20 protein-coding genes and 2 tRNA genes are annotated in these 23792 nt (G+C 71.0%); 12 read left to right on the forward strand and 10 right to left on the reverse strand.

The features are described from left to right. Window positions 1-4 precede the first annotated feature (4 nt). From FB157_RS10820 to FB157_RS10840, 5 genes are all read right to left on the reverse strand, one after another. Window positions 5-1342 carry an LLM class flavin-dependent oxidoreductase gene (locus tag FB157_RS10820; RefSeq protein ID WP_145878354.1) on the reverse strand — a complete coding sequence of 446 codons (1338 nt, stop codon included), beginning with the start codon at window positions 1340-1342 and terminating at the stop codon, window positions 5-7. Further along, window positions 1339-2073 (reverse strand): ABC transporter ATP-binding protein, encoded by a 735-nt coding sequence (locus tag FB157_RS10825; RefSeq protein WP_145878356.1) that lies wholly within the window; start codon window positions 2071-2073, stop codon window positions 1339-1341. The genes FB157_RS10820 and FB157_RS10825 overlap by 4 nt, the downstream gene beginning before the upstream one ends. Then, window positions 2049-2897, reverse strand: coding sequence for an ABC transporter permease (locus FB157_RS10830; protein WP_145878358.1), 849 nt, complete (start codon window positions 2895-2897; stop codon window positions 2049-2051). Before FB157_RS10830 ends, FB157_RS10825 begins: the two co-directional genes overlap by 25 nt. Continuing rightward, window positions 2894-3937, reverse strand: a complete 1044-nt coding sequence (locus FB157_RS10835) for an ABC transporter substrate-binding protein (protein ID WP_261386251.1) — start codon at window positions 3935-3937, stop codon at window positions 2894-2896. The genes FB157_RS10830 and FB157_RS10835 overlap by 4 nt, the downstream gene beginning before the upstream one ends. A 207-nt stretch (window positions 3938-4144) precedes the next feature. Beyond that, entirely contained in the window at window positions 4145-5344 is a 1200-nt protein-coding gene (locus tag FB157_RS10840) for an ROK family transcriptional regulator (protein ID WP_145878362.1), read from the reverse strand. 443 nt (window positions 5345-5787) lie between these two features. Between FB157_RS10840 and FB157_RS10845 the strand changes: the two genes are divergently transcribed. After that, window positions 5788-6369: a biotin transporter BioY gene (locus FB157_RS10845; RefSeq protein WP_145878364.1), complete on the forward strand. Its 582-nt coding sequence runs from the start codon at window positions 5788-5790 to the stop codon at window positions 6367-6369. Window positions 6370-6450: 81 nt separating this feature from the next. On the opposite strand, the gene FB157_RS10850 is transcribed toward FB157_RS10845, so the two are convergent. Further along, window positions 6451-7167: an LPXTG cell wall anchor domain-containing protein gene (locus FB157_RS10850; protein ID WP_145878366.1), complete on the reverse strand. Its 717-nt coding sequence runs from the start codon at window positions 7165-7167 to the stop codon at window positions 6451-6453. 207 nt (window positions 7168-7374) lie between these two features. Between FB157_RS10850 and FB157_RS10855 the strand changes: the two genes are divergently transcribed. After that, window positions 7375-9480, forward strand: coding sequence for a serine/threonine-protein kinase (locus FB157_RS10855; protein ID WP_145878368.1), 2106 nt, complete (start codon window positions 7375-7377; stop codon window positions 9478-9480). A 57-nt stretch (window positions 9481-9537) separates the two neighbouring features. Here FB157_RS10855 and FB157_RS10860 read toward each other — a convergent pair whose 3' ends face one another. Continuing rightward, the gene (locus tag FB157_RS10860) at window positions 9538-10965 is read right to left on the reverse strand and encodes an amino acid permease (protein WP_145878369.1); all 1428 of its coding nucleotides are present in this window, start codon (window positions 10963-10965) and stop codon (window positions 9538-9540) included. Window positions 10966-11168: 203 nt separating this feature from the next. Between FB157_RS10860 and FB157_RS10865 the strand changes: the two genes are divergently transcribed. Together FB157_RS10865 and FB157_RS10870 are read left to right on the forward strand one after the other, a co-directional pair. Further along, a complete protein-coding gene (locus FB157_RS10865) occupies window positions 11169-11654 on the forward strand; it encodes a ribose-5-phosphate isomerase (protein ID WP_145878371.1) in 486 nt (161 codons plus the stop codon). 168 nt (window positions 11655-11822) lie between these two features. Continuing rightward, window positions 11823-12632, forward strand: a complete 810-nt coding sequence (locus FB157_RS10870; RefSeq protein WP_145878373.1) for an Fpg/Nei family DNA glycosylase — start codon at window positions 11823-11825, stop codon at window positions 12630-12632. Between the two features lie 10 nt (window positions 12633-12642). On the opposite strand, the gene FB157_RS10875 is transcribed toward FB157_RS10870, so the two are convergent. Next, on the reverse strand, window positions 12643-13884 hold the full coding sequence (locus tag FB157_RS10875) for a GNAT family N-acetyltransferase (protein WP_145878374.1): 1242 nt from the start codon (window positions 13882-13884) through the stop codon (window positions 12643-12645). Window positions 13885-14059: 175 nt separating this feature from the next. On the opposite strand from FB157_RS10875, the gene FB157_RS10885 reads away from it, so the two are divergent. The 4 genes from FB157_RS10885 to FB157_RS10900 all read left to right on the forward strand — a co-directional run bounded on the left by FB157_RS10885 (window position 14060) and on the right by FB157_RS10900 (window position 19103). Beyond that, entirely contained in the window at window positions 14060-15235 is a 1176-nt protein-coding gene (locus FB157_RS10885) for a PP2C family protein-serine/threonine phosphatase (protein WP_145878376.1), read from the forward strand. 132 nt (window positions 15236-15367) lie between these two features. Beyond that, window positions 15368-16126, forward strand: coding sequence for an ABC transporter ATP-binding protein (locus FB157_RS10890; protein WP_145878378.1), 759 nt, complete (start codon window positions 15368-15370; stop codon window positions 16124-16126). Continuing rightward, the gene (locus tag FB157_RS10895) at window positions 16126-18627 is read left to right on the forward strand and encodes an FtsX-like permease family protein (protein ID WP_145878380.1); all 2502 of its coding nucleotides are present in this window, start codon (window positions 16126-16128) and stop codon (window positions 18625-18627) included. The genes FB157_RS10890 and FB157_RS10895 overlap by 1 nt, the downstream gene beginning before the upstream one ends. Beyond that, window positions 18624-19103 carry an HD domain-containing protein gene (locus FB157_RS10900; RefSeq protein WP_145878382.1) on the forward strand — a complete coding sequence of 160 codons (480 nt, stop codon included), beginning with the start codon at window positions 18624-18626 and terminating at the stop codon, window positions 19101-19103. Before FB157_RS10895 ends, FB157_RS10900 begins: the two co-directional genes overlap by 4 nt. A gap of 160 nt (window positions 19104-19263) precedes the next feature. On the opposite strand, the gene FB157_RS10905 is transcribed toward FB157_RS10900, so the two are convergent. After that, a complete protein-coding gene (locus FB157_RS10905) occupies window positions 19264-20358 on the reverse strand; it encodes an acyltransferase family protein (protein ID WP_261386252.1) in 1095 nt (364 codons plus the stop codon). Window positions 20359-20890: 532 nt separating this feature from the next. On the opposite strand from FB157_RS10905, the gene FB157_RS10910 reads away from it, so the two are divergent. After that, window positions 20891-21085: a hypothetical protein gene (locus tag FB157_RS10910; protein ID WP_145878385.1), complete on the forward strand. Its 195-nt coding sequence runs from the start codon at window positions 20891-20893 to the stop codon at window positions 21083-21085. Between the two features lie 312 nt (window positions 21086-21397). Continuing rightward, a complete protein-coding gene (locus FB157_RS10915) occupies window positions 21398-21646 on the forward strand; it encodes an SCO4226 family nickel-binding protein (RefSeq protein ID WP_145878690.1) in 249 nt (82 codons plus the stop codon). Between the two features lie 121 nt (window positions 21647-21767). Here the strand turns inward: FB157_RS10915 and FB157_RS10920 are convergent. Next, window positions 21768-21838, reverse strand: a tRNA-Gly gene (locus FB157_RS10920). 163 nt (window positions 21839-22001) lie between these two features. Here FB157_RS10920 and FB157_RS10925 point away from each other — a divergent pair. Both FB157_RS10925 and tig read left to right on the forward strand, forming a co-directional pair. Next, window positions 22002-22078 (forward strand) — tRNA-Pro (locus FB157_RS10925). Between the two features lie 179 nt (window positions 22079-22257). Continuing rightward, a complete protein-coding gene (gene tig, locus FB157_RS10930; protein WP_145878386.1) occupies window positions 22258-23652 on the forward strand; it encodes a trigger factor in 1395 nt (464 codons plus the stop codon). Window positions 23653-23792 lie beyond the last annotated feature (140 nt).

Genomic DNA, 23792 nt, shown 5'->3' on the forward strand with positions numbered 1-23792 from the left:
CCTTTCACACGAGGGAAGCGGTGTACTGGTTGGCGGGGCGGGGGAGGCCGTAGCGCTCCCGCAGGGTCTGGCGGGGGCGGCCGTCGTACTCGGTGCGGAGCAGGCCGCGGGTGCGCAGGACCGGTACGACGTGCTCGACGAACGCCTCCAGACCGGAGGGCAGCACGGCCGGCATGATGTTGAAGCCGTCGGCGGCGCCCTGCGTGAACCAGGTCTCGATCTGGTCGGCGACCTGTTCGGGCGTCCCGGCGAAGGTGAGGTGCCCGCGTCCGCCGCCGAGCCGCCCGATCAGCTGCCGTACGGTCAGCCGCTCGCGCCGGGCCAGCTCCACGATGAGCGTGTAGCGGCTCTTGGCGCCCTCGACGGCGGACTCGGGCGGCAGGTCGGCCGGGAGCTGCGCGTCCAACTCCAGTGTTCCCGGGGTGAGCTGCAGCAGGCTCTCCAGGCGGCCCACCCCGTGGTCGTACACGATGTGGTCCTCCAGCAGCCGCTCGGCGGCCCGCGCCTCGGCCTCCGTCGAACCGATCACCGGGACGATGCCGGGCAGCACCTTGATGTGGTCGGGGTCCCTTCCCTCCTGTGCGGTCAGGGACTTGAGGTCGCCGTAGAAGGCCTGGGCGTCCCGCAGTGTCTGCTGGGCGGTGAACACCGCCTCCGCGTACCGGGCCGCGAACCGCTTGCCGTCCTCCGAGGAGCCCGCCTGCACGAGAAGGGGGTAACCCTGGGGGGAGCGAGGTACGTTGAGCGCGCCCGCCACGCTGAAGTACGCCCCCTTGTGCCGGGGCGGGTGGATCTTGGCGTCGTCGCCCCAGACCCCGGCCGCCTTGTCGGCGACGATCGCGTCGTCCTCCCAGCTGTCCCAGAGCTTGAGGGCCACGTCGAGGAACTCGGCGGCGCGGGCGTACCGCTCGGCGTGCGCGGGTTCGCCGTCCAGGCCGAAGTTGCGGGCGGCCTCGGCGCCCGCGGTGGTGACGATGTTCCAGCCCGCCCGGCCACCGCTGATGATGTCGAGCGAGGCGAACTTGCGGGCCAGGTTGTAGGGGGAGTTGTACGAGGTGGAGGCGGTCGCGATCAGACCGATGTGCTCGGTGGCCGTCGCCAGGGCGGTGAGCAGGGTGAGCGGCTCCAGGGCGCCGGCCGGGCGCTGCGCGACGCTGCCCCACAGCTGCGGACCGTCGGCCAGGAAGAGGGAGTCGAAGGTGCCGCGCTCGGCGATGCGGGCGAGCCGCACGTAGTGGTCCAGCTCGACGTGCGCGTACGGGTCGCTCTCCGGCAGCCGCCAGGACGCCTCGTGGTGGCCGGTGTTCATCAGAAACGCGTTCAGGTGGAGCCGGCGGGTCATGCGTGGTCCTCCGTGACACCGAGTGCGGCCAGCAGCCGCTCGCGGTACTCGCCCAGCACCGGCTCGCGGTAGGAGCGCGGGTGGGGGTGGTCGATGGTCAGGTCGAGGCCGATACGGCCCCGGTCCAGGACGAGGACCCGGTCGGCGAGCACGATCGCCTCGTCCACGTCGTGGGTGACGAGCAGCACCGAGGGCCGGTGGCGCTTCCACAGCTCGCGCAGCAGGTGGTGCATCCGGATCCGAGTGAGCGCGTCCAGCGCGCCGAACGGCTCGTCGGCCAGCAGGAGTTCGGGTTCGCGGACCAGGGAGCGGGCGAGCGCGGCCCGCTGTGCCTCGCCGCCGGACAGCTCGCCCGGCCAGGCCCGCTCCCGGCCCTCGAGGCCGACCTCGGCCAGCGCCGAACGGCCGAGCTCGACGGCGTCCTTGCCGTCCAGGCCGAGGAGTACGTTGTCCAGCACCCGGCGCCAGGGCAGCAGCCGGGAGTCCTGGAACACGACCGACACCCGCTCGGGCGCGGTGAGGTGCCCGCTGCCCGCGACCCCGTGGTCGAGGCCCGCGACGGCTCGCAGCAGGGTGGACTTGCCCGAGCCGCTGTGCCCGAGCAGGGTGGTGAACTGGCCTGCGGGCAGGTCGAGATCGATGCCGTCGAGGACCGTACGCCCCTCGAACGACCGGGTCAGGCCCCGCAGCCGGACGGCGGGCCGGGTCAGCTGCTCAGTGTGCGGCGCCACGACAGCACCCTCCGTTCGATCAGGCGGACCACGCTGTCGGAGACCAGGCCGAAGACGCCGTAGACCAGCAGGCCGACCAGGATGACGTCGCTCTGGCCGTAGTTCTGGGCCTGGAACATCAGGTAGCCGAGGCCGCTGGTGGCGTTGATCTGTTCCAGGACCACCAGGCCCAGCCAGGAGCCGGTGACGGCGAGCCGGAGTCCCACGAAGAATCCGGGCAGCGCTCCGGGGATCACGACCTGCCGGATGAAGGTGAACCTGGACAGGCCCTGCACCTCGGCGAGTTCGACGTACCGGCTGTCGATGCCGGACAGCGCGGCATGTGTGTTCAGGTAGAGCGGGACGTAGACGACGATCGCGATGACGGCGATCTTGAATGTCTCTCCGATGCCCAGCCAGAGGATGAACAGCGGGATCAGACCGAGGGTCGGGATCGCCCGGTTGAGCTGCACGGTCCCGTCGATCAGTGCGTCCCCGGCCCGGCTGAGCCCGGCGGCGAGCGCGAGGGCGACCCCGGCGGTCAGGCCGATCGCGAAGCCGTACGCGGCCCGCGTCAGCGAGGTCAGGATGTCGGTGGGCAGCGTGCCGTCGGTCCACAGCCGGGCGCCCGTGCGCAGCACGGTCCAGGGCGCCGGGATCGCGCCCGGGTCCAGCCGGCCGGCGGCAGAGGCGGCGGCCCACAGGACGAGCAGCAGCAGCGGGCCGGCCAGCCGGGCCGCGGGCAGGCGGCGGCCGGGGGAGAGGCGGCGCCGCCGGCGGACCTGGGGGAGGTCCCCGGCGGTCGTGGCCGCCACGGCGGTCGTGGTCGTGGTCACGGCGCTCACCTCCGGTACTCCGCCGGTACGGCCTTGGCGGCGAGGGACTCGAAGCGGTGGTCGAAGAGCGAGGAGACGTCGAACTTCTTCACGAAGCCGCCCGCGGCGAGCAGGTCGGCGGTCTCCTGCTCCCACTTGACCGCCTCGTCCCAGCTGGGCGGGAACAGCGGCTTGTTGGCGAGCCTGGAGATGCCCCGGGCCTGCTCCAGGGTCAGGTTCTGCGTCTTGACGTAGAACTCCTCGTTCCACACGTCCGGGTGCTCGTACTGCCACACCTGGCCCTTGGCCCACTGCGGGATGTACGCGGCGATCGCGGCGGCCTTCGCCGGGTCGGCCAGCACGGAGACCGGCGCCCACAGCAGGTTGAGCAGGTCGACGACGTCGGTGCGGATGGCGTGGGCGCCCTTGCCCTCGTACTGCTTGAGGTAGGCGGGCGCCTGGCTGTTGGCGAGCGGGGCGATGTCCACCTGCCCGGACTGCAGGGCGGTCAGGAACTGGTTGCTGGTCAGCGGGACCAGCGTCACCTCGTCGTACTTCAGCCCCGCCTGCTTCAGCGCCCGGAGGAGCACGACACCCTGCGCCTGCCCCTGGGAGAAGGCGAGTTTCCTGCCCTTGAAGTCCGCGACCGTCCGGATGTCGCTGCCCGGCTTGGTGGCGAAGAGGTAGTTGGGCTTGCGGGTGATGTCGATCGCCACGATCTTCGCGTCGAAGCCCTGGTAGTGCGCCTGGATCGGTGGAATGCCCGCGTTGTTGGCCAGATCCAGGGACTTGGCGCGGAAGGCGTTGATGACATCGGGACCAGCCCCGATGTTCACCCAGCTCGACACCGCGAACGGCAGGGCGGGCAGCTTGGCCAGCCTGAACTGGAGCTGCTGCACACCCAGGTACGAGGCGACCTTCAGGCTGGTGCCGGTCGGCACCTTGTCGGCGAGCGGCTTCGTGGCCGTGCCCTCGGTGTCGGCGGCGGCGCTGCCGTGCGCGCAGCCGCTGAGACCCGCCACGGCGGCGGACGCGCCCAGCACGGAGGTGAGAAAGAGACGACGGTGCATGGGAGTACTCCCCTGAGGAAAAGGGCGGAAAGGCATGCAGAAATCCGGGTGGGGGCAGGCCGGAAAAGAAAGAACTCACGCAACGGAAACACGCGCTTCATGCGCGGCAACGTGTCAGCAACAGAAGGTGCGACAGCTCGTGTGCGGGTTCATGACCAGCATGTTCCCGGCCATGCTCGACCCCTGTCAACATTCGGAGTTTCTGAATTAAATAGCCTCAGCTGACGCACTCAACGGGTCCCGGTACAGCACGTCGAAAACAACCGATCCGCCCGCCACCGCCAGCACGGAATCGGGGAAACTGGTCGGGTGGACAGCCGTCGCACGGCTGTTTCCGGCCGCTTCCCTGAGAGCGTGGAGGCAGTCCGTGAAGTGGATGACACCCACCTCGGTCACCACGACGGTCTCCGGGTTGAGCACGTCCAGCAGCAGCCCGGCCGCCCGTCCGGTCGCCCGGGCCCGCTCCACCAGCAGCCGCCGGGCCACCGGGTCCCCGGCCGCCGCCGCGGCCACCACCTGCATCGGGTTCACCCCGTCGATCACCCCGGCCTCCCGGGCCCGTCGGCACAGCGTCCGTTCGCTCAGTTCCACCTGGAGGCAGCCGGTTCGCCCGCAACCGCACGGCTCGGTGCCGCCCGGCACCGGAAGGTGGGCGATGGCACCGGCCTGGGACCGGGGCCCGTGGTGCACCTCGTCGTTGGTCGCGAAGGCCGCGTCGACCACGTTGCCGACGAACAGATGCAGCACGCTGCTGCTGCCCCGGACCCGCCCGAACAGCCGCTCGCCGTTGACCAACGCCCGCGCGTGCCCGTCCACCTGGACCGGCAGCCCGGTGCGGGCACCGAGCATCTCCCGCACCGGCACCTCGCGCCAGCCCAGCAGTTCGTGCTCGACGACGGTGCCCGTCTCCCGGTCCACCCAGCCGCCGACCGCGACCCCGACGCCCAGCGGCCGACGGCCCGGCACCTGCGCGAGCAGTGCCTCCAGGCCCTCGGCGGCCCGCGTCAATACCCGGCCCGGATCGGTCCGTTCGTGCTTCAGCCGCCGCTCGGCCACCACGCGGCCGCGCAGGTCCAGCAGTGCGACGGTGGTGTACGGCACGGCCACGTGCACACCGCAGACCAGGAACCGCTCATGGTCGAGGTCGACCGGCACATGCGGCCGGCCGACCCCGTTCGAACGGCGGGGCGCCGCCTCCTCATGGATCAGCCCGAGCCCGGCCAACCGGGCGCAGTGCTCGGTCACCGACGCGGGGGACAGCCCGGTCAGCCGGGCGATGGTGCTGCGCGCCACCGGCCCGTGCTCCAGCACGGACCGCAGCACGACGCTGGCACTCGTACGCCGCCGGTCGCTGTCGGCGGCACGGGGAACGGGGGAGACAAGGGTGGATGCCGCGGTACGGGGCATGGAGGACCGTCCTCGGAAACGGGGCCGACACGTCTCGGAGAGGAGCGGCACACCGCAGGGCGCCGCTACCCCGGGCGGCGACAGGTGGCCGTGCCCTGGCGTCGCAGGTCGACATAGCGACGCGACGTGAAGTACCGGGCCTGGGCAACCATGCGTTCGAAGCTAGCAAAGCGCCCCCGCGCTGCCCAGACGGCGACCGACGGGCGAGACGGCCACCAGGGCATTGGTGGAACCATACAGACGCGGCGTCAGGTCCCCCCGTACCATGCACCACTTCACCTCAGTGACCGGTATCACGCCGTACCCGGTGTAACCCGCACCCTTTGTTCGGAGCCCACCAAGGGCCGGTTCCCGCCTTTGTCGAGCACTGACGGTGATCAGCGTGCGGCGGCCGGGATAGCGTCACAGTGTTCCCACCTGCCCACACCACTCGCGGAGTCCCCATGAGCACCGCCACCGTCGCCGCCCGCCCCGGCGCCGTCCTCGCCGACCTCCTTCCCGCGTCCCGCGTGCGTGACGCCGCCCTCGTGGTCGGTGGCGCCGTGCTCACCGGTCTCGCGGCCCAGCTGTCGGTTCCGGTGCCCGGCTCCCCGGTTCCGGTGACCGGCCAGACCTTCGCCGCGCTGCTCGTCGGCACCTCGCTCGGCGCCCGCCGCGGCTTCCTCTCCCTCGCCCTGTACGCCGTCGCGGGTGCCGCCGGCGTGCCGTGGTTCGCGGACGGCACCTCCGGCTCGGGCGCCGTCTCCTTCGGCTACATCCTCGGCATGCTGCTCGCCTCCGCGCTGGTGGGCGCGCTGGCCGCACGCGGCGCCGACCGCTCCCCGCTGCGCATGGCGGGCACGATGATCCTCGGCGAGGCCGTCATCTACGCCATCGGCGTCCCCTACCTGGCCGCGGCCGCCGGCATGTCCGCCTCCCAGGCGATCTCGCTCGGCCTCACCCCGTTCCTCATCGGCGACGCCCTGAAGGCCGCCCTGGCGATGGGCCTGCTGCCCACCGCCTGGAAGTTCGTCAGCAAGCGCTGACGCCGTAGTTCTTGCAGAAGAGGTTCGCCGGGTCGTACCGCTCCTTGGGCCCGGCGAGCCTCTTTTGCGTGTCCGTGCCGCTCAGGCCTCCTGCCGCCGGCGCTGCGACCACCACACCCCGGCCGCGCCGGCCGCGATCAGCGCGGCGCCCGCGGCGCCCAGGGGCAGCAGGTCACGCCCCACACCGGTCTTCGGCAGCTCGTCGCCGCCCGGTGCGACGGGCTTGTTGTCGGTGCCGAGGAGCAGCGGGGTGGCCGGGGCGTTCGGCGACGGGTTGGTCGTGCCGAAGGGCACCGGGCCCTGCTGCCAGAAGGTCTTCTTCCCGTCCGTGGTCTGCACGGGCAGACAGATCTTGCCGGCCTTGCTCAGGTCGTAGGCTGCCTGGACCGCGTACGACTTGGACCGCCCGGCCGCGAGCGTGCCGACCGGGCAGCTGAAACCGCTGTTCGCACCTTCCGGCAGGTTCTTTTCCGCGATGGCCGAGCAGCCCTGAACACCGGTGATCTTCAGCGCGTCGAATCCGACGACCAAAAGCCGAATGTCACCGCTGTCCTTGCTGCCGTCGTTCTTCACGGTGGCGGTAATCGCCGTCTTTTTCGAACTGTTGTCGACCGAGATCCTCTCCGGCAGCAGCGTGCGCAGCTTCACGCCCGCCGGTGCCTCGTCGACCGCCTTTCCTCCCTTGTCGCTGCCCGTTCCCTGGTCATCGGCGGCGGCCGTGCAGGCGAGGACCAGCACGGCCGAAAAAGATGCCATGACCAGCGATCCCGCGATGCCCGCCGTGCGACGAGAACTCATGTTCGCCCCCCTTGCAACCCCCTGGACTGCGCCTGAATTCGCAGTACTTGAAGAGGTACCACAAGATTTCCCCGCACTATGCTGGTACGGCTCGAAGTGTGACCGTTGTGTTTCAGCAGAGACGGTCGTTGAGGGGGGTGCGAGGCATTGCCGGGAAATTTGGGGGAAGCGGGAGAACCGAGGGCCGGCGGGATTCCGGGGCTGCTGGTGAACGCGCGCTATCGACTGGTCGAAAGCATCGGGCAGGGGGGAATGGGGCGGGTGTGGCGGGCCGTCGACGAAATGCTCGACCGGCTGGTCGCGGTGAAGGAGATACGCGTCGACGGGCAGGCCGCTGAGGACAGCGGCACACACCGCGAACGCACGCTGCGCGAGGCCCGGGCGACGGCCCGGATCGACCACCCCAACGTCGTGCGCGTGTACGACGTGGTGGACGAGGGCCAACGCCTGTGGATCGTCATGGAGTTGGTCACCGGCCGCTCACTGGAGCGGATCATGACGGAGGAGGGCCCGCTGAGCCCGCGCGAGACCGCGCGCATCGGCCTCGGCCTGGTGGCCGCGCTGCGCCAGGTGCACGCCGGCGGCGTCCTGCACCGGGACATCAAACCGGGAAACGTCCTGGTGGAAACGGGAGCGGGCCGGGTCGTCCTCACCGACTTCGGCATCGCCGCGATCCAGGACGCCAAGGCCCTCACCATGGTCGGCATGCTCGTCGGCTCCCCCGACTACATGGCTCCCGAGCGTATCTCCGGCCGCCGCCAGGGCCCTCCGTCCGACCTGTGGTCCCTGGGCGCGACCCTCTCCGCAGCCCTGGCGGGCAACTCCCCGTTCACCCGCGACACCACCCTGGCCACCCTGCACGCGGTCCTCTACGAAGAACCCCGCCTCCCCCCGACGGCAGGCCCCCTGCACCCCCTCCTCGCCGCCCTCCTGGCAAAGGACCCGTCGCACCGCCCCGGCCTGAGCGAGGTCGAGCGGGCCCTGAGGGTGGTGATGCATCCGTCACCGACCCCGACGGTTCCCCTGGGGGAGGTGACGGTGGCGGGGGAGGTGCCGGTGGTGGGGGACGACGGTCCGGTGATGCCGGGACCGACGATGCCAGGGGTGACTGCGCCAGGGCTGACCGTGCCTGGGCTGACCGTGCCTGGGTCGACCGGTCCTGCTGTGGCGGGTGCCGGGCCCACGGGGGCCGCCTCAGCACCCGGAGTCGAGCCGGTGACTCCTGGACCGGTGGAGTCCGGGCCGAGCGGAGCCGGGACGGTGGGGCCCGAGTCGGGCGGTGTCCCCGTTCCTGGCGGCAATGGCTCTGCCGATGTCGGTGGCGGTCACGCTCCTGGCGACCACGACCACGACCACGACCACGACCACGACCACGACCACGACCACGACCACGACCACGGTCCTGCCCGTGTCGGCGGCGGCCCACGCCCCGGTGACCCCGGCCCTGCCCCGGTGAGCGGCGGACATGCTCCCCCCGACCACGGACACACCCCCGTCGGCAGCGGCCCAGGCCCTGCCGGTGGCCGGGGCGGACTCCTCGCGGCACCTGACGAAGCCGTGCCCGGGGGTGATCCGGTGCAGCAGTCCGCCGGGGCTCTCGGGCGGGCAGGTGCGGTGACCCGGCGTCGGGCGGGTGCACCGTTCGAGCCGGCCGGGGCGCCCGAAGGGCAGGACGGGCCGCACTTCCGTCGTACCGCGCTCCTGGCCGTTCTCGGGGTCGTCGCCGTCGGTGTCGTGATCGCCGTGCTGGCCGCCACCTCCGGCGGGGGCGGGCGGCGGGAGGAGGCCCGGGGCGGGACCGCCACGGCTTCCTCGCCCAGGGTCTCGGACTCCGGGGCCGTCACCCCGACCGGCTCCCCGACCGTCGACGGGACCTCGCGGCCGCACAGTCCGCCGCCCGGCTCCAGGACGGAGGCGGGCGGGTTCGCATGGATTCCGCCGCAGGGATGGCGGCGGGACGTGAAGACCGGGGCCGAGGTCCACTACACCTCGCCCGACGGGCGCCAGGAACTCGTCGGCAAGTCCTCCCTGGCCCGGGGCGACCTCCTGGACACCTGGAAGCGCTCGGAGGAGAGCGCCCGGCAGGGACGCGACTACGTCAAGATCCGGCTGGCGGAGACCAGATTCCAGGGGTACCCGGCGGTCGTCTGGGAGTACACCTTCACCCTCAAAGGCACCCCCTGGCACGCCCGCCTCCTCGGCTTCGACGCGGACGGGAAGTCGTACCAGATCAACACCTGGTACCAGCCGGAGACCGAGCGGCAGGCCATCAGCCTCTACGACCGCGTCAAGGCCAGTTTCATGGTCCTGTGATGCGCGAAGGAGGGAGCCCCGAAGGACTCCCTCCCCGAAACGCGGCCGTGGGCCGGATCAGCCGACGCTCACCTTGTCGACCGGCTCCGCCTCCGCGGCGGAAACCGGCCGGCGACCGACGACCTTCTCCTTGATCACGGCGACGGCGACCACGAGCGCCGCGACCAGCACGGACAGCAGCACCGTCGTACGGCCACTGCTCTCGCCCTTCGTGTCCGTCAGCATGTAGCCGAGGACGAACACGATCAGTGCGGCCGTCGCCCAGGTCAGGTAGGGGTACAGCCACATCTTCACGACGAGCTTCTCCGGCGCCTCCCGCTGGATGATCCTCCGCATCCGCAGCTGCGAGAAGCAGATGACCAGCCACACGAACAGAGCCACCGCACCACTGGAGTTGACCAGGAAGAGGAAGACCGAGTCCGGGAACTTGTAGTTGAAGAAGACCGCGACGAAGCCGAAGAGGACGGAGGCGAGGATCGCCGCCAGCGGCACGCCCCGGGACGTCGTACGGGCGAACGCCTTCGGCGCGTCACCACGCTGACCGAGCGAGAACGCCATCCGGGAGGCCGTGTACAGGCCCGAGTTGAGGCAGGACAGCACCGAGGTCAGCACGATGAAGTTCATGATCTCGCCGGCGTGCGCGATGCCGAGGGAGTTCAGGGCGGCGACGTACGAGCCGTCCTTCGCGATCGAGGGGTCGTTCCACGGCAGCAGGGAGACGACGACCAGGATCGAGCCCAGGTAGAAGACGCCGATACGCCAGATGATGCTGTTGGTCGACTTGGTGACCGCCTTCTGGGGGTCCTCCGACTCGCCGGCCGCCAGCGTCGCGATCTCGCTGCCCATGAAGGAGAAGACGACCAGCAGCACACCGGTGAGGATGGCGCCGGGTCCGTGCGGCAGGAAGCCGCCGTGCGAGGTCAGGTTGCCGAAGCTCGCCTTGTCGGCGTGCACGCCCGGCAGGACACCGAAGATGGCCAGCAGGCCGACGACGATGAACGCGCCGATCGCCACGACCTTGATGCCGGCGAACCAGAACTCGAACTCGCCGTAGGAGCCGACCGAGACCAGGTTGGTCGCGGTCAGGACGGCCATCACGATGAGCGCCCAGCCCCACTGCGGTACGGCCGGGATCCAGCCCTCGAGGATCTTCGCGCCGGCGGTGGCCTCGACGGCCAGCACGACGACCCAGAAGAACCAGTAGAGCCAGCCGATGGAGAAGCCGGCCCAGCGTCCGAGCGCGCGGTCGGCGTGCGCGGAGAAGGAACCGGAGGTCGGGTTGGCGGCGGACATCTCGCCGAGCATGCGCATCACCAGCACCACGAGCGTGCCGACGAGGGCGTACGACAGGAGGATGCCCGGTCCCGCGGTAGCGATACCGGAACTGGAACCGACGAAGAGGCCGGCTCCGATGACGCCACCGATCGCGATCATCGTCAGATGGCGGTTCTTGAGTCCTGCTTGGAGGCCCGAACCAGGGGTCATGGACGGATTTCCTTTACGCCAGGGGGAGCAACTCGCACCAGCGGTGTACGAGCCGGTCCAGTGAAACCGAGGCGAACGAATCCGGGAACCTCCGAATCCAGATCGTTACTTGAGGTTTCCTTGAGGTTCTATGGGTTCAGTCACATTTTCTGGGCTCGACACCCGAGGCTGCTGCCCGGAAACAGGCGTGTCACACTCGTCCCATGCGCGTGTATCTCGGCTCCGACCATGCGGGCTACGAACTCAAGAACCACCTCGTCGAATGGCTCACGGCGGCGGGGCACGAGCCCGTCGACTGCGGGCCTCTCATCTATGACGCCCAGGACGACTACCCGCCCTTCTGCCTGCGTGCCGCGGAGAAGGCGGCCGCGGACCCCGAGGCTCTCGGCATCGTGATCGGCGGCTCCGGAAACGGGGAGCAGATCGCCGCGAACAAGGTGAAGGGTGTGCGGGCGGCTCTCGCGTGGAGCGAGGAGACCGCGGCGCTGGGACGGCAGCACAACAACGCGAACGTCGTGGCCGTGGGTGCGCGGATGCACAGCACGGAGGAGGCGACCAAGTTCGTCGAGGTCTTCCTCAACACGCCGTTCTCCGGTGACGAGCGTCACATCCGCCGCATCGACATGCTGTCGGAGTACGAGACGACGGGCGACCTGCCCCCGATCCCGCCCCACCACCCGCAGCAGTAAGCCCGGGCACTCCGCCTCAGGCCCCGCGCTGCCCACTCACCCAGCCGACTCGGTCGGCCGACAGGGGTGGGCGGAGCGGGACAGGCTGCTCCCCCCTTGTCCCGCCCTTCTGCCGACCGAGACGGGTGGGCGGGTGGGAAAGTCACGGCAGGAAAGGACACCTCAGCCTTGCCAGAAGGGCACACCATCCACCGGCTGGCCCAGGACTACGCCGAGCGCTTCCAGGGCACCGCTCCACGGGTGACCAGCCCCCAGGGCAAGTTCTCGGACGCGGCCGACCTGCTGAACGGTGCCCTTCTCACCGGCACCGAGGCCCACGGCAAGCACCTCTTCCTCCGGTTCCGCGACACCGACTGGGTCCACATCCACCTCGGCCTGTTCGGCAAGGTCGGCTTCGGCCCCACCCCGGCACCCCCGCCCACCGACACCGTCCGGCTCCGCCTCGCGAACGACACCGCGTACGTCGACCTGCGCGGCCCGACGACCTGCGCGCTCATCACGGACGACGAGAAGCGGGCGATACACGACCGCCTCGGGCCCGACCCCCTGCGCGCGGACGCCGACCCGGGCGCGGCACACCGGAGAATCTCCCGCAGCCGTACGACGATCGCGGCACTTCTGATGGACCAGAAGATCATCGCCGGCGTGGGCAACGTCTACCGCGCCGAGGTCCTCTTCCGGCACCGGATCGACCCGTACCGCGAGGGCCGGGACATCACCCCGGCCCAGTGGTCCGCCATCTGGGCCGACCTCGTCGCGCTCATGCGCGAGGGCGTGCGCAACAACCGCATCGACACGGTCCGCCCCGAGCACACCCCGGAGGCGATGGGCCGCCCGCCCCGCGTGGACGACCACGGCGGCGAGGTCTACGTCTACCGCCGGGCCACCCTGCCCTGTCACATCTGCGGCACCGAGATCCGCACCGCCGGCCTCGCCGCCCGCAACCTCTTCTGGTGCCCGACCTGCCAGCAGCCCTGAGCGGGAGCCGTCAGAAGCCGTGCGGCAGCCACGGGGTCACCGGTGAGGCGAACGCCACCGACGCCTCCGTCAGCGCCCCGTCCCGCAGTTCCCGTACCCGGCCGGCCGCCGCCAGCGACAGCAGGGTCACACCGCCGAGGTAGGCCGCGCCCAACTCCCGTACGGACAGGGTGAGATCGGCCGAGTCGGTGGTGCGCTCGCAGGACGCGCCCTTGGTGTCCCCGGTCAGCCGCCAACGCCCCGCGTTCCAGGGGCAGAAGTCGTCCGCCACCTCCAACACGACGTCCACCGGCGCCTGATAGGCGCGCGCCGCCAGCGCCGCACCGACGTCGACCAGACGGACGTAGCACGAGTCCCGCAGTCGCGGCACACAGCGCCGGATGTCGGAGACCAGGTACTGCCACGCGTCGTCGACCGGCCGTCCCCGCACGGTCAGGTTCGTCATCAGGTCGATGTCGAACAGGAAGCGCCACAGGGCCGCATCGGTCGCCGGGTCCAGCGCGGCGAGGCCCTCCAGCGACACCGTGCCGTTGTGCCCGGTCGGTCCCCAGCCCAGCTTGGTGCGGAAGCGGGCGTACCCGGTGACCTCGCCGTCCCGCTCGGCGACCACGCACTGCAGCGCGGACGCGCCCTCCCGCTCGCTCTCCGGGTCGAGCAGCGCCACCCGCTCCCAGCCGGGCTGCCGGGCCAGCATCCCGGGCCGGCGCGGCACCAGCGCCGCGTACACCGCCTCGCACTCGGCGAGGACGTCGGCGGGCTGCGCGTACCGCAGCCGTATGTCCTCGGTGCCGGCGGGCAGGGCCAGCCGCACCCGGCTGGTGTCGATCTCGGCGTGCAGCTGGAAGGTGGCGGCGCCGTATCCGAAGCGGCCGTAGATGGCCGGCTCGGAGGCCGTCAGCGCCGCGAGCGGCTCGCCCAGGGCGTGCAGGTCGTCCAACTGGCGCCGCATCATCGAGGTCAGCACGCCACGCCGCCGGTGCGTTGCGGCCACGCTCACCATGGTGACGCCCGCGGCGGGCACCTGGGACCCGCCCGGCACGGTCATCCGGAAGCTGAACGCCCCCGCCGTGCCCACCAGCACGTCCCCGTCCCAGGCGGCCAGGGACCGGTCGAACTCGGTGAGCGATCTGTCCAGTTCGCGCTCCTCGGCCGACGCCGGACCCGCGCCGAAGGCACGGATCAGGTTGTCCCACCAACCGTCCCACTCCTCGGGGCGCAGCACCTTCAACTCGGTCGTACGGTCAGTCGCCATGAGCCATGCCTATCAGGGCATTGCGGGACGAGCCAGTGAATTTCTCCCGGTCGGCGGCGCGATGACCCTCCGTGCCGTTCACTGTGTAGTTCAACCGCGAAGTTGAGCCTCTCACGGGGGACAAGTGGGACCTCCCGTGCCAAGCGGCTGGTCCGATCGATAGGGTCCCGAACTAATGGCAGCAGGACGAGAGCGGCGCGCGAAGGCCGAGACGTTCACGGCCCGGTGGAAGATGCAGTGGCACCGGGTCCGCGTCGGCCTGCGCAGAAGCGCCGTGGACTACTTCCGCGGCGACGGTTCGGACTGGATCGCGCTCGCCGGTCTGCTGCTCACCATCCCCGTCCTCGCGGCCATGACCCTCGCCAACTCGGTGTGGTGCTCCCCGGGCACCCTCGTGCTGCCGATCGTCGCGGGCGGCCTGCTGCTGCGTCCGGCGAGCCTGCTCGGCCTGTACGCGGCGGCGGCCACCGCGCTGATCGTGGAGTCGGTGCGGCTCGGCCCGTACACCGAGGGGCCCTCGCGGGTCACCCCCGGTGTGGTCCTGGTGGTCGCCGCGTGCGGCTTCTTCGGCCTGCTGACCGCGCAGTTCCGCAGCCGGGTCGGTGTGCCGTGGCGGCGCGGCGGCACCATGCTCTTCGACCTGCGCGAGCGGATCCGGGTGCAGAGCAAGCTGCCGAAGCTGCCGCAGGGCTGGCACCACGAGATGGCGCTGCGCCCGGCGGGCGGCCAGTCCTTCTCGGGCGACTTCGTCGTCGCGGCCCGTACGAACAGCGGCCGCACCCTGGAGGTCGTGCTCACGGACGTGTCCGGCAAGGGCATGGACGCGGCATCGCGTGCGCTGCTGCTGTCGGGCGCGTTCGGCGGACTGCTGGGCTCCCTCGCCCCGCACGCCTTCCTCACGGCCGCCAACGGCTATCTGCTCCGCCAGGACTGGGACGAGGGCTTCGCGACCTCCATCCACCTGGTGCTGGACCTGGACTCCGGGGACTACGAGCTGTACTCGGCGGGCCATCCGCCGGGGCTGCAGCTGAGCGCGGGCAGCGGCCGCTGGGAGGAGAAGGCCGCCGAGGGCCCGCTGCTGGGCGTGTACGACGGCGCCCAGTTCGACCCCGTCAAGGGCTCGCTGCGCCCCGGGGACGTGCTGATGCTGTTCACGGACGGACTGGTGGAAACCTCCGACCGCGACATCGTGGAGGGCATCGACCGCCTCACCGGAGAGGCCGACCGCTATGTCGCCGGCGGCTTCCACGGCGCCGCCTGGCACCTCATCGAGGCGGTCGCGAAGGACGTCAACGACGACCGGGCCCTGCTCCTGATCTGCCGCCAGGCAGCGCCGGCCACGGCCCGCTGAGCCACCCCCGGGGAACGCCGGGGGTGGGGTTTTCCCCCGCCCGGATCCGCCAGCCGTCCGCATGGTCCGGCCACCCTCCGTATCCGTACGGTCGACAGACGTCACCGAACGCCCACGACCGGAGGGACCCGCATGCCAAGCGACTGGGCCGTAGAACTGCACGGAGTCACGCGCCACTACGGCCGCGGAGGCTCCGCCGTGCACGCCCTGCGCGGCATCGACCTCGCCCTTCCCTCCGGCACCTTCACCGCGGTGATGGGGCCCTCCGGCTCCGGCAAGTCCACGTTCCTGCAGTGCGCGGCGGGCCTGGACCGCCCCACCGCGGGCCGGGTCGTGCTCGGCGGCACGGACATCACCGGGCTGAGCGAGAACAAGCTGACCGCGCTGCGCCGCACCCGCCTCGGCTTCGTCTTCCAGGCCTTCAACCTCCTCCCTTCCCTCACGGTCGAACAGAACGTCGTCCTGCCCATGCGGCTGGCCGGCCACCGACCCGACCGCCGCCGCTCGGCCGAGGTGCTGGCCCAGGTCGGCCTCGCCGACAAGGCCAGGCGCCGCCCGAGCGAGCTGTCCGGCGGCCAGCAGCAGCGCGTGGCCGTCGCCCGGGCCCTGGTCACCCGCCCCGACGTCGTCTTCGCCGACGAGCCCACCGGCGCCCTGGACACCAGCACCGCCGCCGAGATCCTCGCCCTGCTGCGCGACGCCGTGGACTCCCAGCGCGCCACGATCGTCATGGTCACCCACGACCCGTCGGCGGCCGCCTGGGCCGACCGCGTCCTGTTCCTGGCCGACGGCCAACTGGTCGACCACCTGGACCGAGCCCCCGCAGCCCACATCGCGTCCCGCATGACGGCCCTCACCGCCCACGCGGCCCGCACCCGCCCGGCGGCCTGATGCGCTCCAATGGCCTGGCAAGAGCATCCCTCCGCTTCAAGCCCTCCACCTTCGTCGGCACCTTCGTCGCCCTCGCCCTCACCGCGATGATCGTGGCGGCCTGCGGGATCCTCCTGGAGACCGGCGCCCGCGCCAAGGTCCCGCCCCAGCGCTACGCCCACGCCCCGGTGGTCGCCTCGGCCGACCAGCGCGCCCGCCTGGGCCACGCCGGCGAAGGCGACAGCCAGCCCGTCCCGGACCGAGCCCGCCTCGACAGCTCCCTGACCGCCAAGGCAGCCACCGCTCCCGGCGCCCGCACCGCCGTACCCGACATCACCTTCCCGGTACGCGGCCCCCACGGCACCCCGTACACCGCCCACAACTGGACCTCCACCACCTTCACCGGCGAGCACCTCATCACCGGCCGCCCACCCGCCCCCGGCGAAGTCGTACTCGCCCACGACAGCACCGAGAACACCGAGAACACCGACAGCATCGACAGCACCGAGAACACCGACAGCACCGACACCACCCGCACCGTCGGAGACCGCATCACCCTCACCACCCCCGACGGCACCCACATCACCTACCGCATCTCCGGCCTCACCCAAGCCCCCCGCACCACCGTCTGGCTCTCCGACCCCGACGCCCTACGGCACTCCGGCCACCCCGGCCGAGTCGACGCCATCGCCGTACTCCCCGAGCCCGGCGTCACCCCCGCCACCCTCAGGTCCCAGGTGGCCCGCGCCCTGGGCCACCACGCCCTCGTGCACACCGGCGACGACCGGGGCGCGGTGGAAGACCCCTCCCTCGCCCAGGCCCGGGAACTGCTCACCGGACTCGGCGGCTCCTTCGGCGGCGTCGCCACGCTGGTCGCCGTGTTCACCGCCGCCGGCACCGTCGCCCTCGGCATCGGCCAACGCGCCCGGGAGTTCGCCCTGTTGCGTGCCATCGGCACCACCCCGCGCCAGATCCGCCGCACCATCGCCACCGAGGCACTCCTCGTCGCCCCGCCGGCCGGCGCGGCCGGCTGCCTGCCCGGCATCGTGCTGGCCCACTGGTGGTTCGGCCAGCTCCAGGACAAGGGGGCCGTACCGGACGCCGTACGACTCGCCGTCTCCTGGATCCCGCTGGTCACCGCGGTCGGCACCGTCTTTCTCACCGCCCTGTGCGCCGGCTTCCTGGCCGCCCGCCGCAGCTCCCGCATCAAGCCGGGCCAGGCGCTCGGCGAGGCGTCCGTGGAGCGGCCGCGCATCGGCTGGATCCGCACCCCCCTCGGCCTGGCCGCCGCCGTGGGCGGCTGCCTCTGCGCGGACCTGGCCTCATCCACGAGCGGCGAGGACGCGGCCAACGCGGCCCTCGGCATCGTGCTCCTGTTCATGCTCGCCGTCGCCCTGCTCGGCCCGCTCGTCGCCCGCGCCTGCGCCGCCCTGTTCGGGCTGCCGCTGCGCGGGGCCGGCGCCCCGGCCGAACTCGCCGCCGCCAACTCCCGCACCAACGCCCGCCGGCTCGCCTCCGCGATCACCCCGATCGTGCTCGCCATGGCCTTCGCCTCGGTCCTGGTCTTCCTGCAGACCAGCGAGGAGAAGACCACCGCCGACCAGCAGCGCGCCGGGGTCACCGCCGACCACATCGTCACGGCCGAGCCGGGCCTCGCCCCCGACGCCGTACGCCGGGCCCGGGACACTCCCCGGGTCACCGCGGCCGTCGGCCTGTTGCGCAGCTCGGTCCTCGTCCCGGTCTCCGGCTCGCTGCGGTCCGCCTCCGCCCAGGGCGTCACCGGTTCCGTACGCGACCTGGCCGCCGTCCAGGACCTGGACGTCCGGCACGGGCGCCTGACCCTGCGGCCCGGCGAGATCGCCGTGGACGCCGGCCTCGCCCGCGACGCCCATGTGCGCGTCGGCCGGCGCCTGCGCCTCCGACTGCCCGACGGCACCCGGGCCGCCCCGCTGGTCGTGGCGACGTACGGCCGCGGCATGGGCCTGTCCGAGCTGACGGTGAGCCGCGCCGACCTCGCCGGCCACGTCACCTCCGCCTTCGACACGGAGCTGTGGACGAAGGGCGGTACGACGGCCGGTCTCGCCCCTCTCGGCACGGTGCTGGACCGGTCCGGCTACTCCGCCGCCCAGTCCCTGGACCGGCAGCTCAACGCCTGGGCCAACGCCGTGATGGCCGCCGTGCTCGGCGGGTTCGCGGCCGTCGCCGCCGGCAACACGCTGGTGATGACCGTCCTCGCCCGGCGCCGGGAACTCGACACCCTGCGGCTGGTCGGCTCCACGCGGCGGCAGGTCCTGCGGATGATCCGCTGGGAGGCCCTGCTGGTCACCCTCGCGGGCATCGCGCTCGGCACCGCCATCGCCGTGGCCACGCTGGTGCCGATGACGAACGGGCTGACCGGGCAGGACCCGTACATCCCGCCCGTCGTCTACGGTGCCTTCGCCGGCGGCATCCTGCTGCTCGGGCTGACCGCGGTCACCGTCCCGGCCCGTGCGGCGCTGCGCCGGGAGACACTGGACGAATGACCGGGACACCACTCACCCTGGCCGAGGTCGAGAGCCTCGCCCGCACCGCGCACGCGGGGCAGACCGACAAGGCGGGACGGCCGTACGCGGAGCACCTGGCGGCCGTGGCCGACGGGGTGCGCGCCCGCGGCGGGGACGCCGAGCAGATCGCGGCGGCCTGGCTGCACGACTCCGTCGAGGACGACGCGCTGAGCGAGGAGTGGCTGACGGCGGCCGCCCTGACCCAGCGCACCAAGGCCATCGTGCGTGCCGTCACCAAGCGGGCGGGGGAGGCGCCGGAGGCGTACGCGCGCCGGATCCTCGCCACCCCGGGCGCGCTGCTGGTGAAGCAGGCCGACCTGGCGCACAACGCCGACCCGGAGCGGCTCGCGGCCCTGGACGAGCCGACCCGGAAACGACTGACCGAGAAGTACACACGGATGCGCGCACTTCTCGGTCTCGATCAGCGGGGCCGGACGCCCGGGCAGCGGAGCTAGGGGGTTTCGTTCGGATCGGCCCGGGTCCGCGGCGTCCGGCACGGCACCTCGCCGCGTTGCCGGACCACCCGGATACGCCCAGTACGCGGGTGATCCTCCGCCTTGCGATGCACCGCACCGGACGCCGCGGCCTGATCCGGCCTGATCCAAACGGAACCCCCTAGACGCCGACCTTCTGGCGTTCGCGTTCCTTCTGCTGGCGCTCGCGGGCCAGTTCGGCCGCGTCCTGCTTGAACGCCCACTCCATCTTCGGCTCCATCGCGAACCGGAACACCCGCTGCACGGGCCGGGTGCACAGCAGTGTGACGACGGCGGCCGCGGCGACAGTCACCGCGATCTCGCCGAGCGGGTGGTGCAGCCAGGCGTGGTCGAACCAGCCCCGGTAGTCGGCGAGCTTCACCAGGAAGCCGTGCAGCAGATAGCCGTACAGGGTGCCCGCGCCGAGCGCCGTGAACCACATCCTCCGGCGCGGCACCCAGGCGAAGAAGCAGGCCGTCAGCACCAGCGAGCAGCCCAGCATCGCGAGCACCATCACCGGACCGCACCACCAGGGCGCGCCCAGCTCCTGCGCGGAGTCGCGGTGGTAGAACCAGGCGGTGTTCATGCGCGGCACCGCCCACCAGCCGACCGCCAGCGCCACGGCGAAGACGGGCACCGAGGCGATCCGCACCGAGCGGCGGCGCACCAGCTGGAAGTGCTCGGGCTTCATGCACAGGCCGAGCACGAAGTACGGCAGGAACTGCAGGACGCGCTGGAGGTCGAGGTCGTCACCGATGCTCGGCGTGACGCTGGCCAGCATGGCGAGGCCGACGGCCAGTGGCAGCGGCCAGCGCACCAGCTTCCAGATCGGTGTCGTCAGCCGCCAGACGAACAGCGCGACCAGGAACCAGGTCAGGTACCAGGGATCGAGGAGGCTGATCGGCTCGTGGGAGCCGTCGACGGCGTTCTTGAAGAGCGGGTACGCGGTCTCGAAGAGGACGTACGGCACGGCGACACCGGTGATGAGCCGCTTCAGCCGGTCCGGACGCATGTCGAAACTGCGCGAGAAGAAGCCGGAGATGATGATGAACGCCGGCATGTGGAAGGTGTACACGACGGTGTACACGCCCTCCAGGATCCGGCTGTCGCCCTTCAGCGGTTCCCAGGCGTGCCCCATCGCGACGAGCACGATCGCCAGGTACTTGGCGTTGTCGAAGAATGAATCACGCTGTTTGCCCGGTCTGTCCGCGGGCGGCTGCCGCTTCTGCGTACTCATCGGGGTACGCGGACCGGGCACTCCGTCCGCCGGCGACTGTGCCGGGGGGAGCGGCCTGCGGCTGTGGCCGGGGGACGAGGCGGCGTCAAACATCTCAGGCACCCTAGCGTCGACTGTGGGATTCCGTAAAACCCCCGTGGTCATTCCTGGTTATCGCCTTCGGGTACCCGCTGATTTACATGTCGTGCCTCTTCTGTCCACGTGATGATGGGCACAACCAAGCCCTCCGTTCAGACTCAATGTCCCGATTCATCCCGACTAATTGGGGCATAGTGCGCCCCTGTGGCATCAATTCGAATTCCCTGCGCACATGATGTGTGGGCACGGAAACGAAGCTGCGCAATTCCCTGTGGAGTCGGGTGCGGGTGTCCCGTCGAATTACTGTGCGGGGCGTCGCCCGCCGCGGGTGCTTGTCCAACGTTGCGTCACGAACCGCATACGGTGGCCGGGTTGGTGGCACGATGGTTCTGGCGGGGGTGCGGGGCAGTACCCCCGGGCCGGGAGAGCGGACCGACCGAGGGTGTGATCAGTTGTGGCCATTTCACTGTCTGTGGTGCTGCTGTTGGCGATCATCCTTGTGGTGCTGATCCGAGGCGGGAGCATCAAACCGGGTCCGGCCATCGTCGCCGTCCTCTTCGGTTTCTTCCTCGCCTCCACCGGCATGGCGCCCTCCATCAACCGGTTTCTGAACTCGATAGCGGAGACCATCAACCAGATCAAGTTCTGACGCCGGCGGGGGCCGAACCACTTCGTCTTCCACCGACGGGCCGATCGTCATCCGCGGGCTGCGCGGCGCGGCCGGGCGCGGCTACTTCGTGTGCTTCGACGGCGACAGCACGCACACCACGATCACCCGGACAGACCTCGCCCACGGTACGGCCCGCTGGACCGCCGAGGTGGTCCGCCCCCTCTGCTCCGCCGCTGCCGAGGGTCCGCACGGTCGCTGTCGCGGTCGTACGGGCACACGATGGAGATGACGGAGTTGGCAAGCGACCCGGCGATGCGCCGGGACACGACAGCCGGAGGGAGGCGCGACGCCATGCCCCAGTTCATGGACGTCCACCACGGGATGGAGGGCATCACCGCCGACCAGCTGATGCAGGCCCACAAGGCCGACCTCGCCATCGAGAAGGACGAGGGCGTCCACTTCGAGAAGGCCTGGGCGGATCCGGAGTCCGGCACGGTCTACTGCCTTTCTGAGGCCCCCACGGCCGAAGCGGTCCAGCGCATCCATGAACGCGCCGGTCACCTGGCCGACGAGATCCACCCGGTCCCCCTGACCGCGTGACCGACCCGGAAGAGCCCGGCCCGAAGGATCACGCCTAGGGGTGAACCGGCGCGAGAGCCCTGGGAACGACTGAAGGCCCAGAGAGAGGAAACCACCTCTCACCTGGGCCTTCGGCCTTCGGAGCGGGCGACGGGAATCGAACCCGCGTAGCTAGTTTGGAAGACTAGGGCTCTACCATTGAGCTACGCCCGCGACAGCGCGCCGCAGGTCGGTGACCACGGCACTGCTGAGCATCGTAGCGGGTCGCCCGCCGCGGAGGCCAACGCGTTTGGACTGCGGCGATGCCACCCGCGCGGCAGTCTGCAAAGCAGCCGACGGATCCGGCCGGGGCATGTACCCTACGTGTCGCACCAGACGGGGTGTGGCGCAGCTTGGTAGCGCGTCCGCTTTGGGAGCGGAAGGCCGTGGGTTCAAATCCCGCCACCCCGACCACCGGCTCGCGGTGCCGCAATGATCGCCTTTTGGGGCGCTGACCGGCTGCGGTTACTATGCAAGCTGCGCGCCCGTGTGTCCCGGCCCACTCGGCCTACGAACTCCTCCGGGCGGCGAAATCCGCCGGACCCGTCTGGCTCCGGCAGAACCCAAGAAGTCAGCCACAAGGAGACCGAACCGTGAAGAGCGCCGTGGAGACCCTGAACCCGACCCGGGTTCGGCTCACTGTCGAGGTGCCCTTCGAGGAGCTCAAGGACAGCCTCGACGCGGCGTACAAGAAGATCAACCAGCAGGTCACGGTGAAGGGCTTCCGCAAGGGCAAGATCCCGGCCCGCGTCATCGACCAGCGGTTCGGCCGCGGTGCGGTGCTGGAGGAGGCCGTCAACGACGCGCTCCCGAAGTTCTACACCGAGGCGGTCAACGAGGCCGAGCTGAGCCCGCTGGGCCAGCCCGACGTCGACATCACCGAGCTGAAGGACGGCGAGACGCTGAACTTCACCGCCGAGGTCGACGTCCGCCCGGCCCTCGAGATCCCGGACTACTCCGGCATCGAGGTCGAGGTCGACGCCGTCGAGGTCACCGACGAGGACATCGAGAAGTCGGTCGAGCAGCTCCGTGAGCGCTTCGCCTCCACCTCCCCGGTCGAGCGTGCCGCCGAGGACGGCGACGTCGTCACCATCGACCTGGAGGCCAAGGTCGACGGCGAGGTGCTGGAGGACGGCATCGCCAACGGCGTCTCCTACACCATCGGCTCCGGCGAGCTGCTGGACGGCATCGACGACGCCGTGAAGGGCCTGGAGGCCGGTGGCGAGGCCACCTTCACCTCCGAGCTGAAGGGCGGCTCCGCCGCGGGCAAGGAGGCCGAGGTCACCGTCAAGGTCACCCAGGTCGCCGCCCGTGAACTGCCGGAGCTGGACGACGAGTTCGCGCAGCTCGCCTCCGAGTTCGACACCCTGGACGAGCTGAAGGCCGACAGCCGCAAGCGCCTGGCCAACATGAAGCAGTTCGACCAGGCCACCCAGGCGCAGGAGCGTGTCCTGGAGAAGCTCCTCGAGCTGGTGGAGGTCCCGGTCCCCGAGAAGCTGCTCGATGACGAGATCAACACCCGCAAGCACAACCTGGAGCACCACCAGCTCGGCCAGATGGGCCTCACCCTCGAGAAGTACCTGGAGATCCAGGGCAAGACGGTCGAGGAGTTCGAGACCGAGACCCGCGAGGCCGCGGTCAAGGGCATCAAGACCCAGTTCGTCCTCGACGAGCTGGTCAAGAAGGAGAACCTCAACGTCAACCAGGAGGAGCTCACCGAGCACCTCATGCGGCGTGCGGCCTCCTCCGGCATGTCCCCCGACCAGTTCGCCCAGGCCGTCGTCGAGGGTGGCCAGGTGCCGCTCCTGGTCGGCGAGGTCGCCCGCGGCAAGGCCCTGGCCGTCGTGGTCGAGTCCGCCACGGTGAAGGACACCAACGGCGAGGTCATCGACCTGGACGACGAGGACGAGACCGAGTCCGCCGCCGAGGGCGCCGAGGACGCGGCCGAGGGCGCCGAGGACGCGGCCGAGGAGAAGACCGAGGGCTGAGTCCCACGGCGTCTGTGACGACGTAGACGGGCCCCTGAGGACTTTCTCAGGGGCCCGTTTGTCGTACCGGCTCGTACCGGCCAACCTGGAGGGGCACGGGACCGCAAACCGCACCGCCAAACCGGCGGGGCACTCCGCTA

Source organism: Streptomyces sp. BK340 (genome assembly GCF_007827595.1).
Lineage (GTDB): Bacteria > Actinomycetota > Actinomycetes > Streptomycetales > Streptomycetaceae > Streptomyces.

What these genes read in the sequence shown, in the direction of transcription:
- FB157_RS10820 (WP_145878354.1), bottom strand. Translation starts at nt 1,342, where the DNA reads ATGACCCGCCGGCTCCACCTGAACGCGTTTCTGATGAACACCGGCCAC.
- FB157_RS10835 (WP_261386251.1), bottom strand. Translation starts at nt 3,937, where the DNA reads ATGCACCGTCGTCTCTTTCTCACCTCCGTGCTGGGCGCGTCCGCCGCC.
- FB157_RS10840 (WP_145878362.1), bottom strand. Translation starts at nt 5,344, where the DNA reads ATGCCCCGTACCGCGGCATCCACCCTTGTCTCCCCCGTTCCCCGTGCC.
- FB157_RS10845 (WP_145878364.1), top strand. Translation starts at nt 5,788, where the DNA reads ATGAGCACCGCCACCGTCGCCGCCCGCCCCGGCGCCGTCCTCGCCGAC.
- FB157_RS10850 (WP_145878366.1), bottom strand. Translation starts at nt 7,167, where the DNA reads ATGAGTTCTCGTCGCACGGCGGGCATCGCGGGATCGCTGGTCATGGCA.
- FB157_RS10860 (WP_145878369.1), bottom strand. Translation starts at nt 10,965, where the DNA reads ATGACCCCTGGTTCGGGCCTCCAAGCAGGACTCAAGAACCGCCATCTG.
- FB157_RS10865 (WP_145878371.1), top strand. Translation starts at nt 11,169, where the DNA reads ATGCGCGTGTATCTCGGCTCCGACCATGCGGGCTACGAACTCAAGAAC.
- FB157_RS10875 (WP_145878374.1), bottom strand. Translation starts at nt 13,884, where the DNA reads ATGGCGACTGACCGTACGACCGAGTTGAAGGTGCTGCGCCCCGAGGAG.
- FB157_RS10885 (WP_145878376.1), top strand. Translation starts at nt 14,060, where the DNA reads ATGGCAGCAGGACGAGAGCGGCGCGCGAAGGCCGAGACGTTCACGGCC.
- FB157_RS10890 (WP_145878378.1), top strand. Translation starts at nt 15,368, where the DNA reads ATGCCAAGCGACTGGGCCGTAGAACTGCACGGAGTCACGCGCCACTAC.
- FB157_RS10895 (WP_145878380.1), top strand. Translation starts at nt 16,126, where the DNA reads ATGCGCTCCAATGGCCTGGCAAGAGCATCCCTCCGCTTCAAGCCCTCC.
- FB157_RS10900 (WP_145878382.1), top strand. Translation starts at nt 18,624, where the DNA reads ATGACCGGGACACCACTCACCCTGGCCGAGGTCGAGAGCCTCGCCCGC.
- FB157_RS10905 (WP_261386252.1), bottom strand. Translation starts at nt 20,358, where the DNA reads ATGAGTACGCAGAAGCGGCAGCCGCCCGCGGACAGACCGGGCAAACAG.
- FB157_RS10915 (WP_145878690.1), top strand. Translation starts at nt 21,398, where the DNA reads ATGCCCCAGTTCATGGACGTCCACCACGGGATGGAGGGCATCACCGCC.